13 protein-coding genes and 1 pseudogene are annotated in these 20492 nt (G+C 37.9%); 12 read left to right on the top strand and 2 right to left on the bottom strand.

The features are described 5' to 3' along the window. Positions 1-2 precede the first annotated feature (2 nt). The 12 genes from G7Y56_RS08705 (at position 3) to G7Y56_RS08650 (ending at position 19175) form a co-directional block, all read left to right on the top strand. Positions 3-2966 carry a TonB-dependent receptor gene (locus G7Y56_RS08705; protein WP_165042743.1) on the top strand — a complete coding sequence of 988 codons (2964 nt, stop codon included), beginning with the start codon at positions 3-5 and terminating at the stop codon, positions 2964-2966. An 18-nt stretch (positions 2967-2984) separates the two neighbouring features. Then, positions 2985-4469, top strand: a complete 1485-nt coding sequence (locus tag G7Y56_RS08700) for a RagB/SusD family nutrient uptake outer membrane protein (protein WP_165042742.1) — start codon at positions 2985-2987, stop codon at positions 4467-4469. 155 nt (positions 4470-4624) lie between these two features. Further along, entirely contained in the window at positions 4625-7684 is a 3060-nt protein-coding gene (locus G7Y56_RS08695) for a hypothetical protein (RefSeq protein WP_165042741.1), read from the top strand. 38 nt (positions 7685-7722) lie between these two features. Continuing rightward, positions 7723-9858, top strand: coding sequence for a hypothetical protein (locus G7Y56_RS08690; protein WP_165042740.1), 2136 nt, complete (start codon positions 7723-7725; stop codon positions 9856-9858). Between the two features lie 32 nt (positions 9859-9890). Continuing rightward, complete coding sequence (locus tag G7Y56_RS08685; RefSeq protein ID WP_165021652.1) at positions 9891-10448, top strand: glucose-6-phosphate isomerase family protein; 558 nt, start codon at positions 9891-9893, stop codon at positions 10446-10448. An 11-nt stretch (positions 10449-10459) separates the two neighbouring features. Continuing rightward, positions 10460-11422 (top strand): ROK family protein, encoded by a 963-nt coding sequence (locus G7Y56_RS08680; RefSeq protein ID WP_165042739.1) that lies wholly within the window; start codon positions 10460-10462, stop codon positions 11420-11422. Continuing rightward, positions 11406-13181: a class I mannose-6-phosphate isomerase gene (locus G7Y56_RS08675; protein WP_165042738.1), complete on the top strand. Its 1776-nt coding sequence runs from the start codon at positions 11406-11408 to the stop codon at positions 13179-13181. Before G7Y56_RS08680 ends, G7Y56_RS08675 begins: the two co-directional genes overlap by 17 nt. Beyond that, positions 13174-13965 carry a glucose-6-phosphate isomerase family protein gene (locus G7Y56_RS08670; RefSeq protein ID WP_165042737.1) on the top strand — a complete coding sequence of 264 codons (792 nt, stop codon included), beginning with the start codon at positions 13174-13176 and terminating at the stop codon, positions 13963-13965. The genes G7Y56_RS08675 and G7Y56_RS08670 overlap by 8 nt, the downstream gene beginning before the upstream one ends. Positions 13966-14013: 48 nt before the next feature. Continuing rightward, on the top strand, positions 14014-15354 hold the full coding sequence (locus G7Y56_RS08665) for a sugar porter family MFS transporter (RefSeq protein WP_165042736.1): 1341 nt from the start codon (positions 14014-14016) through the stop codon (positions 15352-15354). Between the two features lie 29 nt (positions 15355-15383). Next, a complete protein-coding gene (locus G7Y56_RS08660; RefSeq protein ID WP_255498694.1) occupies positions 15384-18074 on the top strand; it encodes a carbohydrate-binding protein in 2691 nt (896 codons plus the stop codon). Between the two features lie 195 nt (positions 18075-18269). After that, entirely contained in the window at positions 18270-18704 is a 435-nt protein-coding gene (locus G7Y56_RS08655) for a DUF3788 family protein (protein WP_165042735.1), read from the top strand. A gap of 3 nt (positions 18705-18707) precedes the next feature. After that, positions 18708-19175: a 3'-5' exoribonuclease domain-containing protein gene (locus G7Y56_RS08650; RefSeq protein ID WP_165042859.1), complete on the top strand. Its 468-nt coding sequence runs from the start codon at positions 18708-18710 to the stop codon at positions 19173-19175. A gap of 117 nt (positions 19176-19292) precedes the next feature. On the opposite strand, the gene G7Y56_RS08645 is transcribed toward G7Y56_RS08650, so the two are convergent. Next, the gene (locus tag G7Y56_RS08645; protein ID WP_165042734.1) at positions 19293-19655 is read right to left on the bottom strand and encodes a hypothetical protein; all 363 of its coding nucleotides are present in this window, start codon (positions 19653-19655) and stop codon (positions 19293-19295) included. Between the two features lie 50 nt (positions 19656-19705). Beyond that, positions 19706-20353, bottom strand: a pseudogene (locus G7Y56_RS08640) (recombinase family protein); the annotation flags it as partial. Positions 20354-20492: the final 139 nt, after the last annotated feature.

Below are 20492 nucleotides of genomic sequence, written 5' to 3'. Positions count from 1 at the left end.
GTATGAAAAAAAAATCAAATCAAAATCTTTTAGACAAACGAATAATTCGTTTTTGTCAAAGAATGCTCCTGATTATTTTTGGTTTTAGTTTAATTGGGATAAACCTATCGGCCCAAACTAAAACACAACAGGACAAAATACTTAAAGGTACAGTTGTAAGTGCATCAGGCGAAACCCTGCCGGGTGCTTCGGTAACAATAACAGGGACAAATGTCGGCATTATGTCCGACCATGAAGGACGCTTTTCAATTAATGTGCCTACAGGGTCGAAAGAATTGAAAGTGACCCTTATTGGTATGAAATCTCAAACTATACCTATTGGCTCCGAAACAAATATTAGAATAACCATGGAGGACGATGCTGTTATGTTGGACGACGTAATTGCTATCGGTTATGGTACAATACAAAAGAAAGACTTATCGGGTTCTGTAGCTAATATTTCTGAAAGAGACTTTAATAAAGGTGTGGTAACATCTGCCGACCAATTGCTAAAGGGAAAAGTTTCAGGACTTGTAATCACAAGACCCGGAGGTGATCCGACTCAAAGTGCCACTATGCGCTTAAGAGGTTCTACTTCTTTGATGGGAGGAAACGGACCATTAGTTGTAATAGACGGAGTTCCCGGAGCGTCATTAAATAGCGTAGCGCCGCAAGACATTGAATCGATGAGTGTATTGAAAGATGCTTCTGCCGCAGCTATATATGGAGCACGAAGCGCTAATGGCGTTATTCTGATTACAACAAAAAAAGGTAAAGCAGGTAAAACATCTATTACTTATGATGGATTTTTTGCAGTAGAAAACTTGGCCAACAATCTGGATATGCTCACTGCTGACGAATGGCGAAAATATGTAAAAGATAATGATATTACAAAAGCCATGGACTATGGTGGGGATACAAAGTGGAATGAAGAAATTTATAGAACAGGGTATTCTCAAAATCACAATTTAAGCCTGATGGGTGGAACAGAAAACTCTACTTACAGAGCATCTGTGAACTATCTCGATCAAAAAGGAATTGTACTTGATAATGGTCTGCAACGTTTGAACGCAAATATATCTTTCGATCAGACTGCTCTTGACGGTAATCTTAGAGTATTACTGAATGCTAATACAGCAATCGAAGACTGGACAAGTGTTCCTACCACAAATGTATTTGCATATTCGTTGAATCTAAATCCAACCATTCCTGTTTATGACGACAACGGAGGATTTAAAGAAGTATCGGGATACGAGTATTACAATCCCGTAGCAATGTTGAAACAGATGACCTCAGAAAGTAAACGCAATCAGTTTATGGGACGTATGCAGGTTGAATACAAATTCTTAAATATGTTTACAGCCGCGGTTAATGGTTCGTTGTCAAGAACTAATAGACTGAACGGTTATTACGAATCGAAAGATTCGCGAACCGCAGAGCAAATAAATGGACTAGCACGACGTTCGACAGTAGAAGATAATACTAGACTATTGGAAACTACTCTAACTTTCGATAAAACATTTAATAAAGTACACAAAATAAACGCAATAGCCGGATATTCTTATCAGGATTTTTCGACTGAAAACTTTATGGCTCAACGAAGAGGATTTATCAATGATAAATTTATGTACAATAACTTCGGTGCAGCAGAAGGTGTTATGAATCCATCTGATGTAACAAGTTGGAAAGAAAAAAACAAACTGATTTCGATGTATGCCAGAGCGAACTATTCTATGGGCGGAAAATACATTTTTACCGGAACAATCAGACGAGATGGCTCGAGTAAATTCGGTAAAGATAATAAATGGGGCACATTCCCTTCGGGTTCTGTGGCTTGGAGAATCAGCGAAGAAAGCTTTGTGAAGAATATTTCGTTCTTAGATGATTTGAAAATGCGTGTCAGCTATGGTATTACAGGTAATCAGGATATAGGAAACTACAAATCTGCTGCATTATACGGTGCTGCCGGATATTACTACCGCGATGGAAGCTTCTATACTCAATATGCTCCTAATCAAAACGAAAATCCAAATTTGAAATGGGAAGAAACTGCTCAACTCGATTTCGGATTCGATTACTACCTTTTGGGTGGAAAAATAAGAGGAAGTATAGATTATTACAATAAACAAACATCTAACTTGCTTTATGATTATCCCGTTTCTACACCTCCATATCAATACAGAACTATGATGGCGAATGTAGGTAAAGTAGAAAATAAAGGGATTGAATTGTCTGTAGAAGCAACAATGGTTGATACTAAGGATTTCAAATGGGATCTGGGCTTCAATTTCGCTAAAAACAAGAATACACTTAAATCGTTGTCGAACGACGAATTCAAACTGGATGTAGTTTACACCGGCGAATGGTCTCTAAACGGATTACAGGAGACACCTCAAATACTTAAACCGGGTTATTCTATCGGAACATTCTATGGTGCAAAATACACAGGCAAAGATGAAAACGGTATATTCCAATATGAGGATGTAAGTAAAGATGGAAAATTTGTTTATGCAGACGATAGAACGGTGATTGGTAATGCACAACCTGATTTTACTATGAATATGTCGAACTCTTTCCAATATAAAAACCTGTCGTTGTCATTTATGATGAGAGGAGTATTTGGAAACGATATTGCTAACTCTACAGGACTGTATCTGGACGATATAAACCGTATGCCCGGAAGTAATGTATTGAGATCGGCTCTTGATAAAGCAGCTCAACCGTTGGTATATTCTTCTTACTATATAGAAGACGGAAGTTTTGTCCGTATGGAATATCTTACTTTAGGATACGATTTCAAACTACCTGCCAGCTCTAAAATTAAAAATATAAGACTTTCGGCCACAGCTAATAATCTATTTATTATAACAGGTTATTCAGGTATAGACCCAGAAGTAAACGCTGACGGACTGGTATTGGGTATAGATGCCCGAAACTATTATCCTAAAACACGGGCATTCTCTTTGGGAGTAAATGTATCATTTTAACTATCAAAAACGTATATCATGAAAAGAAAATATATATTATCCATATTTCTGTCCGGCATTTTAGGACTTACATCTTGTACCGATCTCGATGAAGATTTCTATAGTGTAACACCTCAAGATGAATTCGGAGGTACGACAGAAGAAATGAATTCACTGATTGGCCCTGCATACGGAACATTAGTCAACTATGTCAATAATGATTTCTGGATGCAAGAAATTACTACCGATGAATATATGATTCCGGCACGCGGACTGGATTGGTATTCGGGTGGTATCCATTTACGATACCATACACATGAATGGTCTGCAAAAGAAACTCCTGACTTCTGGCGGTTCGAGCAAGTAACTACTGTCAACAAGATTATTGACATGTTAGATAAGACAGCCGTTCAGATTGAAAACAAAGAGCGTACTTATGCTGAATTGAGAACGATCAGGGCTTTCTGGTACTTTATGATGCTCGACAATATAGGCAATGTGCCTATTGTTACGTCTTTCGACGGTACACTACCAACCAATAATACACGTAAGGAAGTTTACGATTTTGTAGAAAAAGAATTATTGGAATCAGTAGAAGGGCTTTCCGAAGACAAGAACGCAAGTACGTATGCTAAAGCTACGAAATGGGTTGCATATACAATTTTAGCAAAATTATATCTGAATGCTCAAGTATATACCGGTACAGCTCAATGGGATAAATGTCTTACTTATGCCAATAAAGTTATCGAATCGGGTTTGTATCAATTAGAACCTAATATCTTCAATAATTTCAAAGTAAAGAATGAAGGCTCTACCGAAAATATATTTGCTATACCTTACGATGCAGAATATTTCAGAGGTTATTTTATCCCTTACCAAATGTCTTGGCATTACTCCAACTATACAACTTTCGATGTACAATTCAGTTCGTGGAACGGACCTTGCGCAGTACCTGGTTTTGTGAAAAGTTTTGATAAAGATGATGCTCGTTATGCTTCATTCTTAATAGGACCTCAATATTCTGCTGATGGACAAACTCTTTATATACGTGATGGTGTTACTCCGCTTGATTTCACAATCGAAGTTGGTGACTTTGCGAATGCAAACGAAAATGAAGGAGCCAGACTATTCAAATGGGAAGTTGAAAAAGGAGGTAAAAATCACTTGAATAACGATTTTGCTATTTTCAGATACTCAGATGTTTTACTCATGAAAGCTGAATGCCTATTGCGTAAAGGAGATGAACCTAGTGCACGTGCTATTGTAAATCAAGTAAGAGAACGCAACTTTAGCCCGGCGAAACCATTGCCTACTCTGACCCTTGATTTATTACTTAAAGAACGGGGCTTTGAATTTGTTTTCGAAGGATGGAGAAGAAACGACCTTATACGTTTCGATGCATTCAAGGGAACATGGGATTTTAAACCTAATCAAGACCCTGCTGATAAACACACTTACCTATTTCCAATACCTCTGGCGGTAATGGATAAAAACCCACATTTGAAGCAGAATCCGGGTTACTAATTACTGACTTTTACTTAGCCATGTCTCAGAGGTCTATTATCTGAGAAGTAATGGAGAATTTTAAACTGAAAGGTCTATAGACTTTTGAGACAGGCTATTTTATTCCTTCATATTCAATATGAACTGAGTTTACACACCCTCTAAAAAGGCTGATTATGAGAAAAATATCAATAATTATATTTCTATTGGTGCTATCTTCCAATTGTTTCTGGGGACAAGATAATTTGTCTTTGCGATACATCGGAAAAGCTCCTACCTCATTGATAGGGGATGGGAAATATATAGTAAAAACAACACCCGAACGTTTTATTGCTGCAAAAGGCTTAAAACTAGATGGTTCGTTGCATTTCCTTAAAGGAAGGGAAGAATTACTACCTACAAGTACCTTATGGAATTCTACTTTCTTTCCTGGAGGAGCATCATATGATATTAGAATAGGCAGAGATTCGGTTCATGTCATGTATGGCGTATTACCAGCTACAGGTTTTACTATTTGTGTAAAATCGCCTGTAAATATAAAAACCCAACTTGAACTGAAAAACTCTATACCACTATACAAAAAAGAGATTCATAATGGTGGCACAAGCTACACTTTTTTTACACAAAATGAAAATTTTGATTCTGTAGAGAGCTATGAAGCTATGAATACTTTGCTACAGGAAATTTACACACAACAATTAGTCCTAAAATCGCCAAATACTACTCTAAATAAGTCAGTTGCATTTTCCCAATTTTTATTAGATCTGGGATATAACGGCGAAATTATGCTGTGCGAATTATTTCGCTGGCAAGACATCTGGGCTCGCGATTTAGGTTCAGGCATGTTACCCGGAGGACTTGTTTCGGGACGAGCAAAAATGGCTCGACAATCACTGGATTACGACCTGAATAGATATGCATTAATGTCGCCTCAGGATTGTAAAAACTCAAATGATCCCTCACAAGGGGGCACATCATCCGAAATAGGATGGACGGCTCGTTCGTCATGGAATTATTACCTCCATTCAGGTGATATTCAAACTCTAAAAAAAGATGCAGATATAATCAGACCGTGGATCAATCACTGGATTACCAGAGATTATGATGAAGATGGCTTAATCACGGATGTTACCGAATTTATGGATCACATGATTATGATGCTAACAACTAATGGCGTCAGTACATTGGCAACGAATGCAATGTATGCATGTGCACTAGATTACTTCTCTAAAATAGAAACAGAAATAGGCAATAAAAAAGAAGCAGCTCGCCTGCAGAAACTATATACACGAACCGTAGACGCAATTAATACTGTTTACTGGAATAAAGAAAAAGAATACTTCAACAGCATGACTCTGTGGGACATTATCAGTGAGAGCAGTTCACAGACTTTCCAATCCATATTGCTCAAAATGCATGCGACTGATGATGTGCGAGCTAAAAAGACACTCGATTATTTAAAGAAAAATAATTGGTGCGATTACGGCTCCATAACAATCGTTCCACGTATGAATCATGTCGGGCTAGATAACGACCAGAATGTGAAAGTATGGCCTTGGTGGAATCTATGGGAAGTAGAAGCACGTTTCAGATGCAATGATAAAGAAGGGGCTTATAAATTATTAGACTTAGCTGCTTCGACAATAGAAGACGAGAAGTACCCTGGACTAATAGAAGAAACACTTGATACAGACGGTACATCTATTGGCGGCAATGTATTTATTACTGCCGCAGGCAATCTACTAGAAGTAGTAGTAAAAGACCTTATGGGTGTGGAAACACTTGCACCGGGTTGGACGGAAGTAAAAGTTGTTCCCGCTGTTCCTGCTGATTGGAAAGATTATGAGTGTAAGATACCTACACCAAACGGGAATATGTTACTCAACTGTAAAAATGGAAAACTAACTGTAAGCGTAGAGGATATAAATATAAAATATATACATGTCGATAACTTGAGCGACGTAACAGTAACAGGCGCTGATAAAAAGCAATATATAAAACCGATTATCAACGAGAGAATTTATAATACGGTATCGAAAATTACTGTACCCCAATTAAGAGAAGGTAAAACCGCAATATTTTATGATCCCGAATTTCATTCTGTAAAACCGGAATTGGAATTAGATGCGATCAATGTCGAATCGTTAGCAAATATGGCTGGTTCCTCGTACAACAAGCTTATTATACAAGGAAATAGTTTACCACTCTACACTAAATCAGGTAAAAATATAAAACGAGCCTTAGAAGCCTATGTAAACAAAGGTGGAACAGTCGTTTTCTATGGAGCTACTGTAAACCCGAAGAGTGATGAAGATGGAGCGGGTATTTTGGGTGAGCAAGGTGGCATTGTCGATTGGTATCAATATCTTCCTGCAAAAGACAGGCAATATTTAAAAGACTGGTCGTTCACTCCACATGCAAACAATACATATCCGAATCAGAAGAACGGCAATTACGCTTCTGAATTTACATTAAATTCCGCTTTCAAAGGAAAAGATATTTATATAGAACTTGGAACCCTTGTTGGACTCGATAGTGTATTTATCAACAATACGTATGTTGCCAATTATCGGGATATGGAGCAATTTATAAAACAAGAATATCCGACTAATACTGATTATCCGGACTCACATCGCTATAAAATGCTTAGCCGTATGTATGTTGTAAAAGCTGGTTCTGACGCTTATAAAGCGCTGAAATTCGGTTCTTCAAACGCAATAAATGTAAAGTTGTATAACGATGGTATGGATTTCGGTTTTCCCGAATCAAATTCACCAAACATCAGTATACAAAAAGCCGCAAACGAATGGCAGGCGACAGATGATGCCCTACCAAATATCGGATTAACTCACCCTAAGCGGAAAGGTGTGAATTATTGGGGAAGCGAACAGTTTTTCAACTCATGGAGTACAAAGAATGGATTATTTGGTTTCGAAATAGAGGGATCAGGTATAGACTTTTGCGATGGGACAGTATTAGAAGGGCTATCGTCCGAAGCATTCCCTGTAAACACTACATATACTGATTTTGCACTGTTTAAACCTTGGACATTCGAAGTTCTCGCATATACAAACACAAAGCAAAATCTGCTTTATCCGATGACTAGCGAACGATACCCTTGTATAGTAAGAATTGTAGATACAAAAACGAAGGGCGGTTATATACTGATAACTCCTTCTGTAATAAATCGACCGATAGGTAAAGAGATACTGAAAAAGCTGAAAGTGAAATTATAAATAAAAGATAACGATTTAATCATCAAAAATATATACAAATGAAAACGAGATTATTATTTATATTATTCATTGTTGGCATATTTTCTCTGTATGCCCAAACATTGAAAGTAGACTACAGATATGCGCCACAGTGGCACGCCTCTACGACTTCTTTACCCGATGACACTTGCAAAACGGTGGTTGGACCTTTAGGACAACTATTATATGAGTTCGGCAGTGATATTTTTTATCCTTACGCAAACAATAAGGGGTTTCGTACTGTGGTGCATGTCTTAGCTGATGAGAACGTAAAAATAAACGATCAAAAACTCTATTCACCTCGTGTTCCTATTGTAGTTACCGAAAGTTCGTATGCAGGAATGGAAATAATCCAAGAGGCTTTTGCTACCGGACTAGACTATATTCAAAAAGGAATAAGCACGAAGAAGGGGAACAGGGAAGATATCGTTCTTACAACAGTAGAAAATAAAACAAACACCCTGAAAACAATTAATCCTGTTTTGATTATCAACTCTGAGCATGAAGTCAAAGTAGAAGGTCGGGTCGTGACTATCAATAATAAAGAACAACTTGTTGTCAGTGAAGAGATCGTAAAAGTAAGAAAAGTACTTAGCGATTCTAAAACATTTCTCGAATTAGCTTCCATACAAATGGCTGCTGGAGAAAAAAGACAAATGGTTGTTCTCTACGACAATGGGAAACAATCGCTGCTTGCTAATGAACTTAAGGCAGATGCTAAATCATTAAATAATAAAATCAATACAATAAAAGAAGAGCATATTTCTTATTGGGAAAATAAAACAGAAATTCCTTACGGACATATATCTGTTCCCGATCAGGAAATTCAGAATATTCTGGACGCTTCTATCAGGGGAATCTGGCAGGCACGCGAAATTAAAGATGGTAATATATCTTTTCAGGTAGGACCTACCTGTTATCGTGGATTGTGGATCACCGACGGCGCTTTCTTCCTTGAAACAGCGACTATGCTCGACAAAGGAAAAGATGCCCGCTATGGAATTGATTATACTCTCTCGTTTCAACAGGAGAATGGAAAGTTCGGGAAAATGACTCCTAACTACTGGAAAGAAAACGGTATTGTACTATGGACATGCGTTCGCCATGCCATGCTGACACAAGATAAGGAATGGCTAAGATCGATATGGCCTAAACTTCGCAAAACAGTCGCCTATATTAAAGAATTAAGAAAGACAACTCTTGACAATGATATCCCTCTTGACGACGGATTAATACCTCCGGGAGATATAGACGGCGGACTTTGGGGCGGAAAAGATCAAGCAGAATATACTAATATATATTGGAACCTATCAGGGCTTAAAGCCATGATTCAGGCAGCTAATTGGATCGGCGAAAAGAAAGACGCAAAAGAATGGGATAAAGAATACAAAGACTTTTATGACACATTCCAAGCTGCTGCCCATCGTGATATGCAAACAGATGCTTTCGGAAATCAATACTTATCAGTATTAATGGACCCTAAGTTTCAGGCATTGCCCCAACGTGCACAATGGGCGTTTTGTCAGGGAATATATCCGGGACAAATATTCGAAAAAGAAGATCCGATTGCTGTAGGAACTATCAATATGCTTCATACAACCTTACAGGAAGGTATCGTTATGGGAACAGGTTGGATGCCCGACGGAATTTGGTCTTATTTCGCAAGCTTCTATGGTCATGCATGTCTTTGGATGGGTGATAGTAAAAGTGCCTATGAATCTCTTTATGCTTTTGCAAATCATGCTTCGCCATTATACGCATGGCGTGAAGAACAAAATCCACGAGATCTGGAACCTAAATTTTGGGGCGAAATGCCGCACAATTGGGGGAGTGCAGAGTTTGTCCGTTTAGCAGTTCACTTATTGGCACTCGACAGAGGAAATGAAATGCACTTACTCGAAGGATTACCGGCAGAATGGTTGCAAGCAGGTATGGAAACGAGTCTGAAAGATATAGCTACACCATTTGGAAAACTATCATTTACACTGAAAGTGAATGAAGCTGGAAACGAGGCTAATTTGACAATAGATAAGTTGACAGACAGTTCTTGTACAGGAATATATGTTCATCTCGGAGAGTGGGCTAAAAACAAAGAATCGAATACTATAAAATTAAATCCTTCCAAATCGAATAGCTTAACAATAGCACTAAGATAATTCAAGAAATATAAATACTAAAACAAATAATTATGAGCACATCTAATATCATCAATCCAGCACTTTTTTTCGCGGATGATAATCTGATCGGAGACAAAGTTGAAAAATCGGTACGTAGAATGAAAGATCTGAAAGGCATATTTCAAGACGAAGCAGCCTTTCTGCAAATACAAGAAGAAAAGCTTGTTTATGAAGTCAGCAGTTTCTTACCTGTAAAAGAGGGTACACCGGGCGGACTATACTTTGGGATTACTTATTTGTACCCGGGTAAAGTAGGCGATGAATATTTCATGACTAAAGGACATTTTCATGCAAATATAGACAGAGCAGAATTTTATTGGGGTCTGAAAGGTGAAGGCATGCTCATATTTATGGATGAACAAAGAAAAGTGTGGGCAGAGAGAATGTTTCCCGGCAGTTTGCATTACATACCCGGAGGCATAGCACATCGTGTAGCCAATACCGGCAATCAGATGTTGTCGTTTGGAGCTTGCTGGCCTTCTGACGCAGGACATAATTATGAGGAAATAGCCCAAAACGGGTTTGCCTGTCGCTTGGTAGATAGAAATGGAGTCCCCAACTTAATCTAAATTGAAACAAGATGTATAGCATAGGAATAGACTTAGGAGGTACAATCGTAAAAATAGGATTGATACATTCCGGCAAAATCATCGGATTCACTGTTTTGGATGCAAATTCCCGAAAAGGCTTGGAATCTAACTTGCCATTTATCGAAAAGGCCATTAATGATCTTCTTCTTAAAGAGAGTATTGAGCCTTCGCAATTATCAGGCATAGGACTGGCATTTCCGGGATTAGTAAATCCAATAAAGAAAACAGTTATATCTACAAATGATAAATACGATGATGCTTGCGACCTGAAACTTGACGTATGGGTTAAAGAGAACTGGGCTGTTCCTTTTTGTATGGATAACGATTCGCGCCTTGCAGCAATGGGCGAATGGAAATATGGAGCAGCTAAAGGACGTAATAACGTGGTGATGATGACTATTGGAACAGGCATAGGGACGGGCGTTATAATAGATGGAAAAGTACTTCATGGCGAGCATTTTCAAGCCGGCTCATTAGGCGGACACTTTGTAGTGGACTACAAAGCCAGAAGGTGCACATGTGGTAATATCGGCTGTGTAGAAGCACTAGCTTCTTCCTCTTTTTTGCCTGCCATAATAAAAGACAATAAGTCGCTGACACCAGAATTTAAAGCACGTGCTGATGAATATGATTTCAAGGAAATATTTTCGCTTGCGAATAATGGCAATAGTGACGCTATCACGATTCGTAACGAATGTATGAATGTATGGAGTGCAGCTATAGTAACATATATACATGCTTACGATCCTGAAATCATCGTTCTGGGAGGTGGCATAATGAAAAGCAGCGATGTCATTATCCCTTATCTCAAAGAGCGCGTCGATAAATTAGCATGGTGTCCTTCGGGTAAAGTAAACATTGTTGTTGCACAAGAAGGCGACAATGCTGCATTATTAGGAATAGAACATTGTTTAATAAACGTAAAAGAAAAAAAACATGAAACGATATACTGACAAATCGCCAAACTATGATAAATACCCTGTGATACAAGTACCATCCCATCATAATAAGTGCTCGGTGGGGTGGGAAAATATCACTAAACAGATGCAGGAAAAAATAGATAGTGTAACAACACCGAAAAAAATAATGGTGATTGAATGCTATCAAGGGGTACTTGACAGTGAAGTTGAAACGAATATAAGAAAGGCTTTTGCATCAGCTACATTCATCAATTCTTCACAAGCAATGTTATCTGAATCAGTCTTGAATGATAAGCTGAAAGCAGATATAACCGACGATGAAATATTCGGCTATATGACCCGATTCAATATCGACTGTTATTTTGATACTGAAAAAGTAGAGAAAGTAAGACAATCTATTTGTGACGTAAAACAAGGTGTCATTATTATCTATGGAGTAGGAGCGGCTTATATTCAACCAACATACGATATTCTTGTATATGCGGATATGGCAAGGTGGGAAATACAAATGCGCTTCCGCCGAAACGAAATCAGTAATATAGGTGTAAATAATAAAACCGAAAGAGCATCGCTTCAATATAAAAGAGGATTTTTTGTTGATTGGCGTGTCTGCGACAGATTCAAAAAAACATTAATGTCTAAATGGGATTTTGTATTAGATACAAATACAAAAGACGAACCGAAAATGGTGACAGGCGAAGCGGTGATAGCAGGGCTAAAGAAAGCTGTGCATACTCCATTCCGTGTAGTACCATTTTTCGATCCCGGCCCTTGGGGTGGACAATGGATGAAGCAAATCTGCGGATTGGACGATGATCAAATCAATTTTGCATGGTGCTTCGATTGTGTTCCCGAAGAGAATAGCCTTTTCTTAGGCTTTGGTGATGTTAAGTTTGAGATTCCGTCTATAAACCTCGTATTTGCTTATCCAAAAGAACTGTTAGGTGATCCGGTACATGCTCGTTTCGGTGATGAATTCCCTATCCGATTCGATCTATTGGATACAATGGAAGGCGGCAACCTTAGTTTGCAAGTACATCCTTTGACTGAATATATCCAAGATAAATTCGGGATGCACTATACGCAAGACGAAAGCTATTATATGCTCGATGCACAAGATAATGCAGTAGTATATCTCGGACTGAAAGATGGTGTTGACTCAGATGCAATGATCGATGACTTAAGAGAAGCGCAAACAACAGGGAAATTCGATACTGATAAATATGTAGGTTGTTATCCTGTAAAGAAACATGACCATGTACTTATTCCTGCGGGAACAATTCATTGCTCGGGTACAGATTCTATGGTATTGGAAATAAGTGCGACCCCTTTTATTTTCACATTCAAACTATGGGATTGGGAACGCCTCGGTCTAGATGGTCGCCCTCGTCCTATCAATGTAGAACATGGCAAAAATGTAATACAATGGGATAGAGCTGAAGATTGGGTAAAGAAAGAAATTCTTGATCGTGTCACTGTGGTTGGCGAAGGCGAAGGCTGGATAGAAGAGCATACAGGCTTACATGAACGTGAATTTATCGAAACTCGCAGGCATTGGTTTACCGAATCGGTACTGCATAATACAAACGATTGCGTAAATGTACTGAATCTGGTAGAAGGGCGTGAAGTAATAATCGAAAGCCCGACCAAGGCATTCGAGCCGTTTGTAGTTCACTATGCGGAGACTTTCATTATTCCTGCAAGCGTAGGTGAATATACAATAAGACCTTATGGTGAATCGGAAGGACAGAAATGTGGAACTCTTAAAGCATATGTAAGAAACCATGCCTGAATCGAATATATTTAATCCCGGGTTTTCTATCCAAATGACAGAAAGCCCAATGGGTTTCATTTATGGAACCGATGTTTTTGGACCGGAAGTTGAAAATCGCCGATTGGATGATATTCGCAAGAGTCTGATGAATCCTGAATGCGATGGACCTTCTACCGTCTATACGATTGCAATGGATGTAGGAAAAAATACACATCGCCAATTACTAAACGATTTGCATCTTCTCTATGGCGTAGTTACTTATGCTGCCGGCAAACTGGGCAAAGAACCTATCAGAAGTCAGGGACATATACACAAAGTTTCTCTGTATAGCGGATGGTCTACACCCGAAGTATATGAAATTTGGTCGGGAGAAGCTATTATTTATATGCAGGAGTATGCGGAAGATGAACCGGGAAGATGTTTTGCTATATATGCAAAACGGGGTGACGTAGTGATAGTTCCCCCTTATTGGGCACATGCTACAATCAGTGCAAATCCTGATAAGCCACTGACATTCGGCGCATGGTGCGACAGAGATTATGGATTTGTTTACGATGGGGTAAGAAGTCACAAGGGAATAGCTTGGTTTCCCATATTCAACAATGAAAATAAAATTGAATGGATAGCTAACCCTTGTTACAACCCATCGGAATTAATCTGTAAATCCCCTGAAAATTATGAAAAACTGGGTATAGAAAAAGGAAAATCTATTTATAAAATATTCGAGGATGATCCTGATACGTTTCTATATGTACCACGACCTCAGTTAAAAGAAGAAGTCTGGAAGAATTTTACACCTTAAGTTACCTACTTTCTAATTATATTTACTTACTAAATAAATATAGATACCATGACAAATAATAAATACTTATACTGGATTGTCTTCGTTGCCATAAACGGAGGACTGATGTTCGGACTTAATATGGCGGGTATTGCCGGAGCGAATGACATGATAAAAAGTGAATTCAGCTTGTCTGACAGCGGATTAGGTACTGTAGCTGCATTGCTGACTATCGGCTGTCTGATAGGGGCTTTATTCACAGGAGGAATAACTGAAAAATATGGTAGAAAAAAGGTTATGACAGTAACTGCTGTTCTCTATATTATATCTGCATTGGGATGCGCACTGGCTCCATCTGCAATGTTGCTTACTGCATTCAGAGTGTTATCGGGTATCGCAGTGGGTGCAACTTCGGTTGTAGCTCCAATGTATATATCGGAAATATCTCCTGCTAAAGATAGAGGAAGGCTCGTATCACTCAATCAGTTTGCTATTACGATCGGTATATTGTTAGCTTATGTTTTCGATTACTTACTTGTCGATCTCGGTGATAATAGCTGGCGATATATGTTGGCTGTTCCTGCTGTTTTCGGTGTATTGTATCTAATATTTCTGCTTACTTCGTTTTGCGAAAGTCCAAGATGGTTGTTAGCGAAAGGCAGACGAGAAGAGGCTGTAGCTATTCTGCAAAGAATTGGTGATGAAACTTTTGTAAAAGAAGACTTACCCGAGATAGAACGTTCTATCAATGCAGAAAATGCGAAAGATAAAGTTTCAATCGGAGAATTATTCAGAGGGAAAACCGGTAAAGTCGTACTTATAGGAACACTCATCGCTGCATTTCAACAAATAACGGGGGTAAATGCAGTTATTATGTTTGCGCCCGATATTTTTCAGGCAGCAGGTTCGATGAAGGAGGATTCACTTTTCCAATCGATGATTGTAGGCCTTATCAACTTTCTGATGACTATCGTAGCTCTAAGACTTGTAGACTCGAAAGGACGTAAAACTCTTCTTTTATGGGGAGCTGTCGGTATGACAATAGCTTTAGCTTACCTTACTTACGAGTTTTCGGGTACAAGTACAAACAATACGGGCGTGCTGGTTGCGTTATTAGTTTATATATCGTTCTTTGCAGCCTCATTTGCTCCTGTGATGTGGGTAATTATATCCGAAATATATCCGAATAGGATAAAAGGGTTGGCTATGTCTTTTTCTACTGCGATAACATGGTTGTGTACATTCCTTACTATCCAGTTTGCGCCTATCATCAAAAGTTCGTTAGGGCTGGAATGGCTGTTTGCTATCTTTGGAGGATTCACCGTATTGGCATTTATCTTTGTTAAAATATGGATTCCCGAAACAAAAGGAAAATCGTTAGAACAAATAGAAAAAGAATTAGGATTATAAAAAATCGATATTAACTAAAATATGAAGACATGAAAAAGTTATTAAACTATATAGGTCTCTTTTTACTCCTGATCAGCACCGGCTGCTCCAACAAAGGGAATAATGAAAAGGTATATTCGGAATGGAGTTTCCAATGTCGCCAGACAGGAGAATATATCTACGAAGATAACGGATCTATAAAATTTGGAAAAGAACCTGCAAACGACAGCTATCTGTGGATAGCAGAATCGACAGAAACAGAGAGCGTAAAATTTAAGAATAAAAAGACAGGGAACTATCTTCAGTTAGATACTGATGGTAATGTAATCAGTAAGGATATTGAAAATGCTGACGAAAATAACCTGACATGGTCTTACAAAGGCTTCGGTATTCGCCAAATGAAAAATTGTGGTTGGTTTACGATATCCAATCTATCGGGAGGTGAAGATAAGTTTCTGACACAAACACCAGATGGCTTAAGACTCGAATCGCTGGATAGAAATGCAGACTTCAATTCGCATTGGACGGTTGTCAGAGAAAAAGGTTCTTTACTACCTTATACATTGTCTCCAGACAGTGTTGTTGAAGCTTCTTTTCTTGGATTACGTACATCGAAAGCTATATCGCCGACCGAAATACTATCAAATTATCATGGTGATGGCGGACATTGGAAATTGAAGGAAGATATTTCTGCTTTTCCTCAGTTTACGGCTGACAACAATACAATGGTTGTTGCATTGTACAATATGGCTTTAGAAGAAATGCAGATGAATCTCCGTTCCGATTCTACATTCAGTACAGGTGCTTTATGGCCGGATACATGGACACGCGATGTAGTTTACAGCATGTATTTCTCATTCTCGTGGATACATCAGGACATATCAAAAAAGACTCTCCGAAAACAAACTTTAGATAACCCCAAAGAAGCACTTCAGGATACAGGTACAGGCGGTTCATGGCCTATCTCTACCGACAGGGTAGTTTGGGCACTTGCTGCGTGGGAATATTATTTATCAACAGGCGATAAGGAATGGCTGGCCGAAGTGTATGATGGTTTAAGCTATACTGCTACAAAAGATATCCATGTGGCTTTTGACAAGAACATCGGTTTATTCAGAGGTGAAACCTGTTCGATGGACTGGCGTACACATACTTACCCTAATTGGTTCTCGAACGAGAATATCGGAGAATCATTTTCCAGCGGAACGAATGCGTTACACATGTTTATGTACGAACTTCTGATGAAGTCGGGTAAAATGCTGGGCAAAAGCGATGAAGAAATAAATGTTTGGGAGAAATATTACACATCTGTTAAAAACGGTTTAAATAAATATTTCTGGGATAAAGAACGTAGCCTTTACACAGCTTATCTCTACCCTGAATATTTGAACTACCGATCTACTCAACGAGTAGATGTGATGGGTAACGGTTTATGTGCTTTGTTAGGTGCAACCTCACCCGAACAAACAGTGAATGTAGTAGAGAATTTCCCTCTTTATCCATACGGAGCTGCGGTATTGTATCCTACTATCCCTGACGATTTTGCTTATCACAACAAAAGTGTGTGGGCTGTATGGCAAACACCGTATATGTATGCTGCAAAACGAGTTGGTAATATGACAGCGGCAAGCCATATTATGAAATCGCAAATAAGGCAAGGGGCTATGTTCCTTACTCATAAAGAAAATATGACTCATGATACAGGATATGATCGTAATACGGCATTAAACTCAGATCGTCAGTTATGGTCTGTAGCCTCTTATGTAAGTATTGTATATCGTATGTTATTCGGGATGGAAATGACAGAAACAGGATTAAAATTCAATCCTATTGTTCCATCCGATATGATAAACGGAGCATTACATTTGAAAAATTTCAAATATAGAGATGCCGTTTTGGATATTACTGTAAATGGCTTAGGTAATAAAGTAAAATCGCTAAAGGTCAATGGAGAAGTACAAACCTTACCTTTCGAACTACCTGCCGCATCCAAAGGCAAATTCGATATTGAAATAGAAATGGAAGCAGATCCTAATGTTTCAACTAAGATCAACATGGTAGAAGCTGGTCCACGTAAATGTTGGTCACCAATAGAACCAGTATTGAAAGAAGAGAATAGTAAATTATCATGGTTTCAAAATGAAGGGTTGAAGGATTTTGTTTATAGTGCTGACACCAACGAAACAGCAGTTTCGCCTTACGATCTGAATAATAAACCTAATGGTTTTTACTCGGTGTATACTGTCGATCAAAAAGGCTTTGAGTCTGATCTATCCAACCCATTTATCCATTCGACTTCGATAAATATATATGAAGTAGAAGATGCAAAATATAAAGGCACTGTTAAAAATTCTGCTAAGGGTTTCTCGGGAAAAGGCTATATTGAAGATATGGCGAATAACAGCGCAAATGTAGAGTTGACAATAGATATTAAGGAAGCCGGAAATTATGGAGTTGCTTTGATAGGCTCTAACGGTAGAGGTCCTCACGATGTATATTGCTATATCCGTTCGGTATTTGTAGATGATGTAGATACAGGTACTTTTATCTTAGAATCTTCTGGTGACTGGAATACATGGACAACGTCGAATTACTTGATATTAAAAAATATCCCTGCCGGCACTCATATTATTAAGCTGCGATTGAATCCGGAAAACAAAGGATTCGACAGTAATATGTCGCATGGGAAAAAAGATCAAAATGATGCATTTCTTGATTATTTGAAAGTCGTTAAGCTGTAATACGATTAGTAAATGACATCCCTGCTTGGTCCTCATCCCAGGCAGGGATTTTTTATATACTATTTAAAATAAAAGCTTGTTGATAATGTTTTATTTCAACCTTTTACTAGGAATCAATTAAATTATATCTTTGTATTATATAATACAATAAAGACATTAATTATTGGTGTAATTCAACCTCAAAAACAAAATACAATGAAAACAGAAAATCCGATCCAACTCTTACGGGAAGAAGAGGTAAAACCAACAGATATAGTCTTGGAAGCGGCTTTAGGAAAAGATCTTTTCGTAGTTTATACTAAACTATTAGAGATTATCTGTTCAGAATTTCAAATGGAATATGAATGGAGATTTTATAAAGATGGTAAGTCATGGTTTTGTAAAGTAGTCTATAAGAAAAAGACAGTTTTTTGGCTCTCTATTTGGGCGAAATTTATAAAGACCGGTTTCTATTTTACAGAGAAAACACGTGGCGGAATTTACGATCTCGAAATCAGTACCAAAATTAAAGAAAGCTTCAAAAATGCAGATGCCATCGGCAAATTAATTCCGTTGATACTCGATATTGAGAAAGGACAACAACTGGCAGATTTGACAGAAATTATAAAATACAAGAAAAGCCTGAAATAAATGATACGGGATTTTGCAGCTATCGATTTTGAAACAGCTAATGAACAACTATCCAGTGTTTGCAGTATAGGAATTGTTGTTGTCAGGAACGGTATTATCACAGACCGTTTCTATAGCCTTATTCAACCCGAGCCCAACTATTATAGTCTTCAGAACAGTAGTATTCACAGTTTAACTTACGAAGATACAGTGAAAGAAGCAGTATTCTCTAAAGTATGGTTTCGAGTGGAATCTCTCATTGAGGGGCTTCCGTTAGTAGCACATAACAAAGGCTTTGATGAAGCATGTCTTAAAGCTGCATTCAAAACTTATCAGATGGACTATCCCGACTATCGGTTTTATTGTACATTGGCAGAGTCCAGACGGCAATTGAAACATCTTCCTAATCACCAGCTTCATACTGTAGCTGCCGATTGCGGATATATTCTCACTAATCACCACCATGCTTTGGCTAATAACTATACGATTTAAGTGTGATTTATTTCTATTTATTTATCTAATTGGAAATATTTAACTTTGTGGATGCTGCGAATAAATAAGACAAGAAACGCTAAACAGCATTTCATATTTACTGTTAATCTCTCAATTTTAATCCTCATTCCAATTCCAAACTGCATCAGGGTGCGATTCTGTATTTGTTGGAATCATGCTCTCCACATATCTAATCCCTACTTCTGTCAATCTTCCTTTAACTGTTTCATTTGTTATCCAGCTGTTTTCCTTTGATAATCTCCGATGAACAAGAAAAGTATTCTCATATTTAATAGAATATGGATTATTGTTTTCATCCACTTTACAAAAATGTTCATCTTCCATTCTTATATTTCCATTACCTTGCTCATGAGTTATTATACAAGCACTAAAAGTACCATTTCTCTCTTGTTTAAGAAAAACAATCGGATGAGGATGTTTTTCCCTATCTCTTGCCCAAATAATATCTCCTTTGTTCATGTTTTTTATTCATTTTAAATTACTAACTTTTACAAATATAAGGATTTATGTTAAAAAAGATTGTTGTATCTGATATATAACCGCTTTATGGCTGTAATGTCGAACATACAATTTCGCCTAGTCCTAAATCCGTTTTGATTCAATTGTGAAACGATTTCAGACCATTTAGAGCCATTATTTCGCATCATTAGTATAAGTGTACTTGCCTTTCTGTTATGTTCATTAGAAAGTGCGTTTTCTATTCTTATACTTCTACCTTTAGCAATGTTCTTTTCTGTTAATCCGTTGTTTTGTGGATTACCTAACTTAATATCCTGTTTCTTCTTCTCTGCTAAGGCTTGTTTTGTCCGTTGGCTGATTAGTAAGGCTTCATTTTCAGCTATGGCAGAGATTATGTGTATTGTCAAACGGTTTGCGGTCGGCATATCACAACAAATGAAGTCTACATTTGCAGCTTGTAACGATGTAACGAAATGCAAATTTCTTGCAAGTCTATCTAATTTGGCTACTATCAATGTAGCAGTATTCTCTTTACAACATTGTAGTGCATCGTTCAATTGCGGACGGTTAGCACTCTTCCCTGTCTCAACTTCAATATATTCCGCAATGATGTTATTGGAGTTTTTTAGATAGTTCTGAACTATCGTTTTTTGTGCCTCTAAGCCTAAACCGCTTGTGGCTTGCTTTTTCGTGCTAACACGATAATATACTGTATAATATAATTGAAAAGTAGTCCACTAAAATAATTGAAAAGTATACCACCGGTTAAGTAAAATCCGCTAGAGCTTCTAATAAAGCCCTGCATTTTACTAACAAATATTAACATTATAAATTCCT

Source organism: Dysgonomonas sp. ZJ709, from assembly GCF_011039195.1.
Lineage (GTDB): Bacteria > Bacteroidota > Bacteroidia > Bacteroidales > Dysgonomonadaceae > Dysgonomonas.
This window is presented reverse-complemented; position numbering and strand designations above follow the sequence as displayed.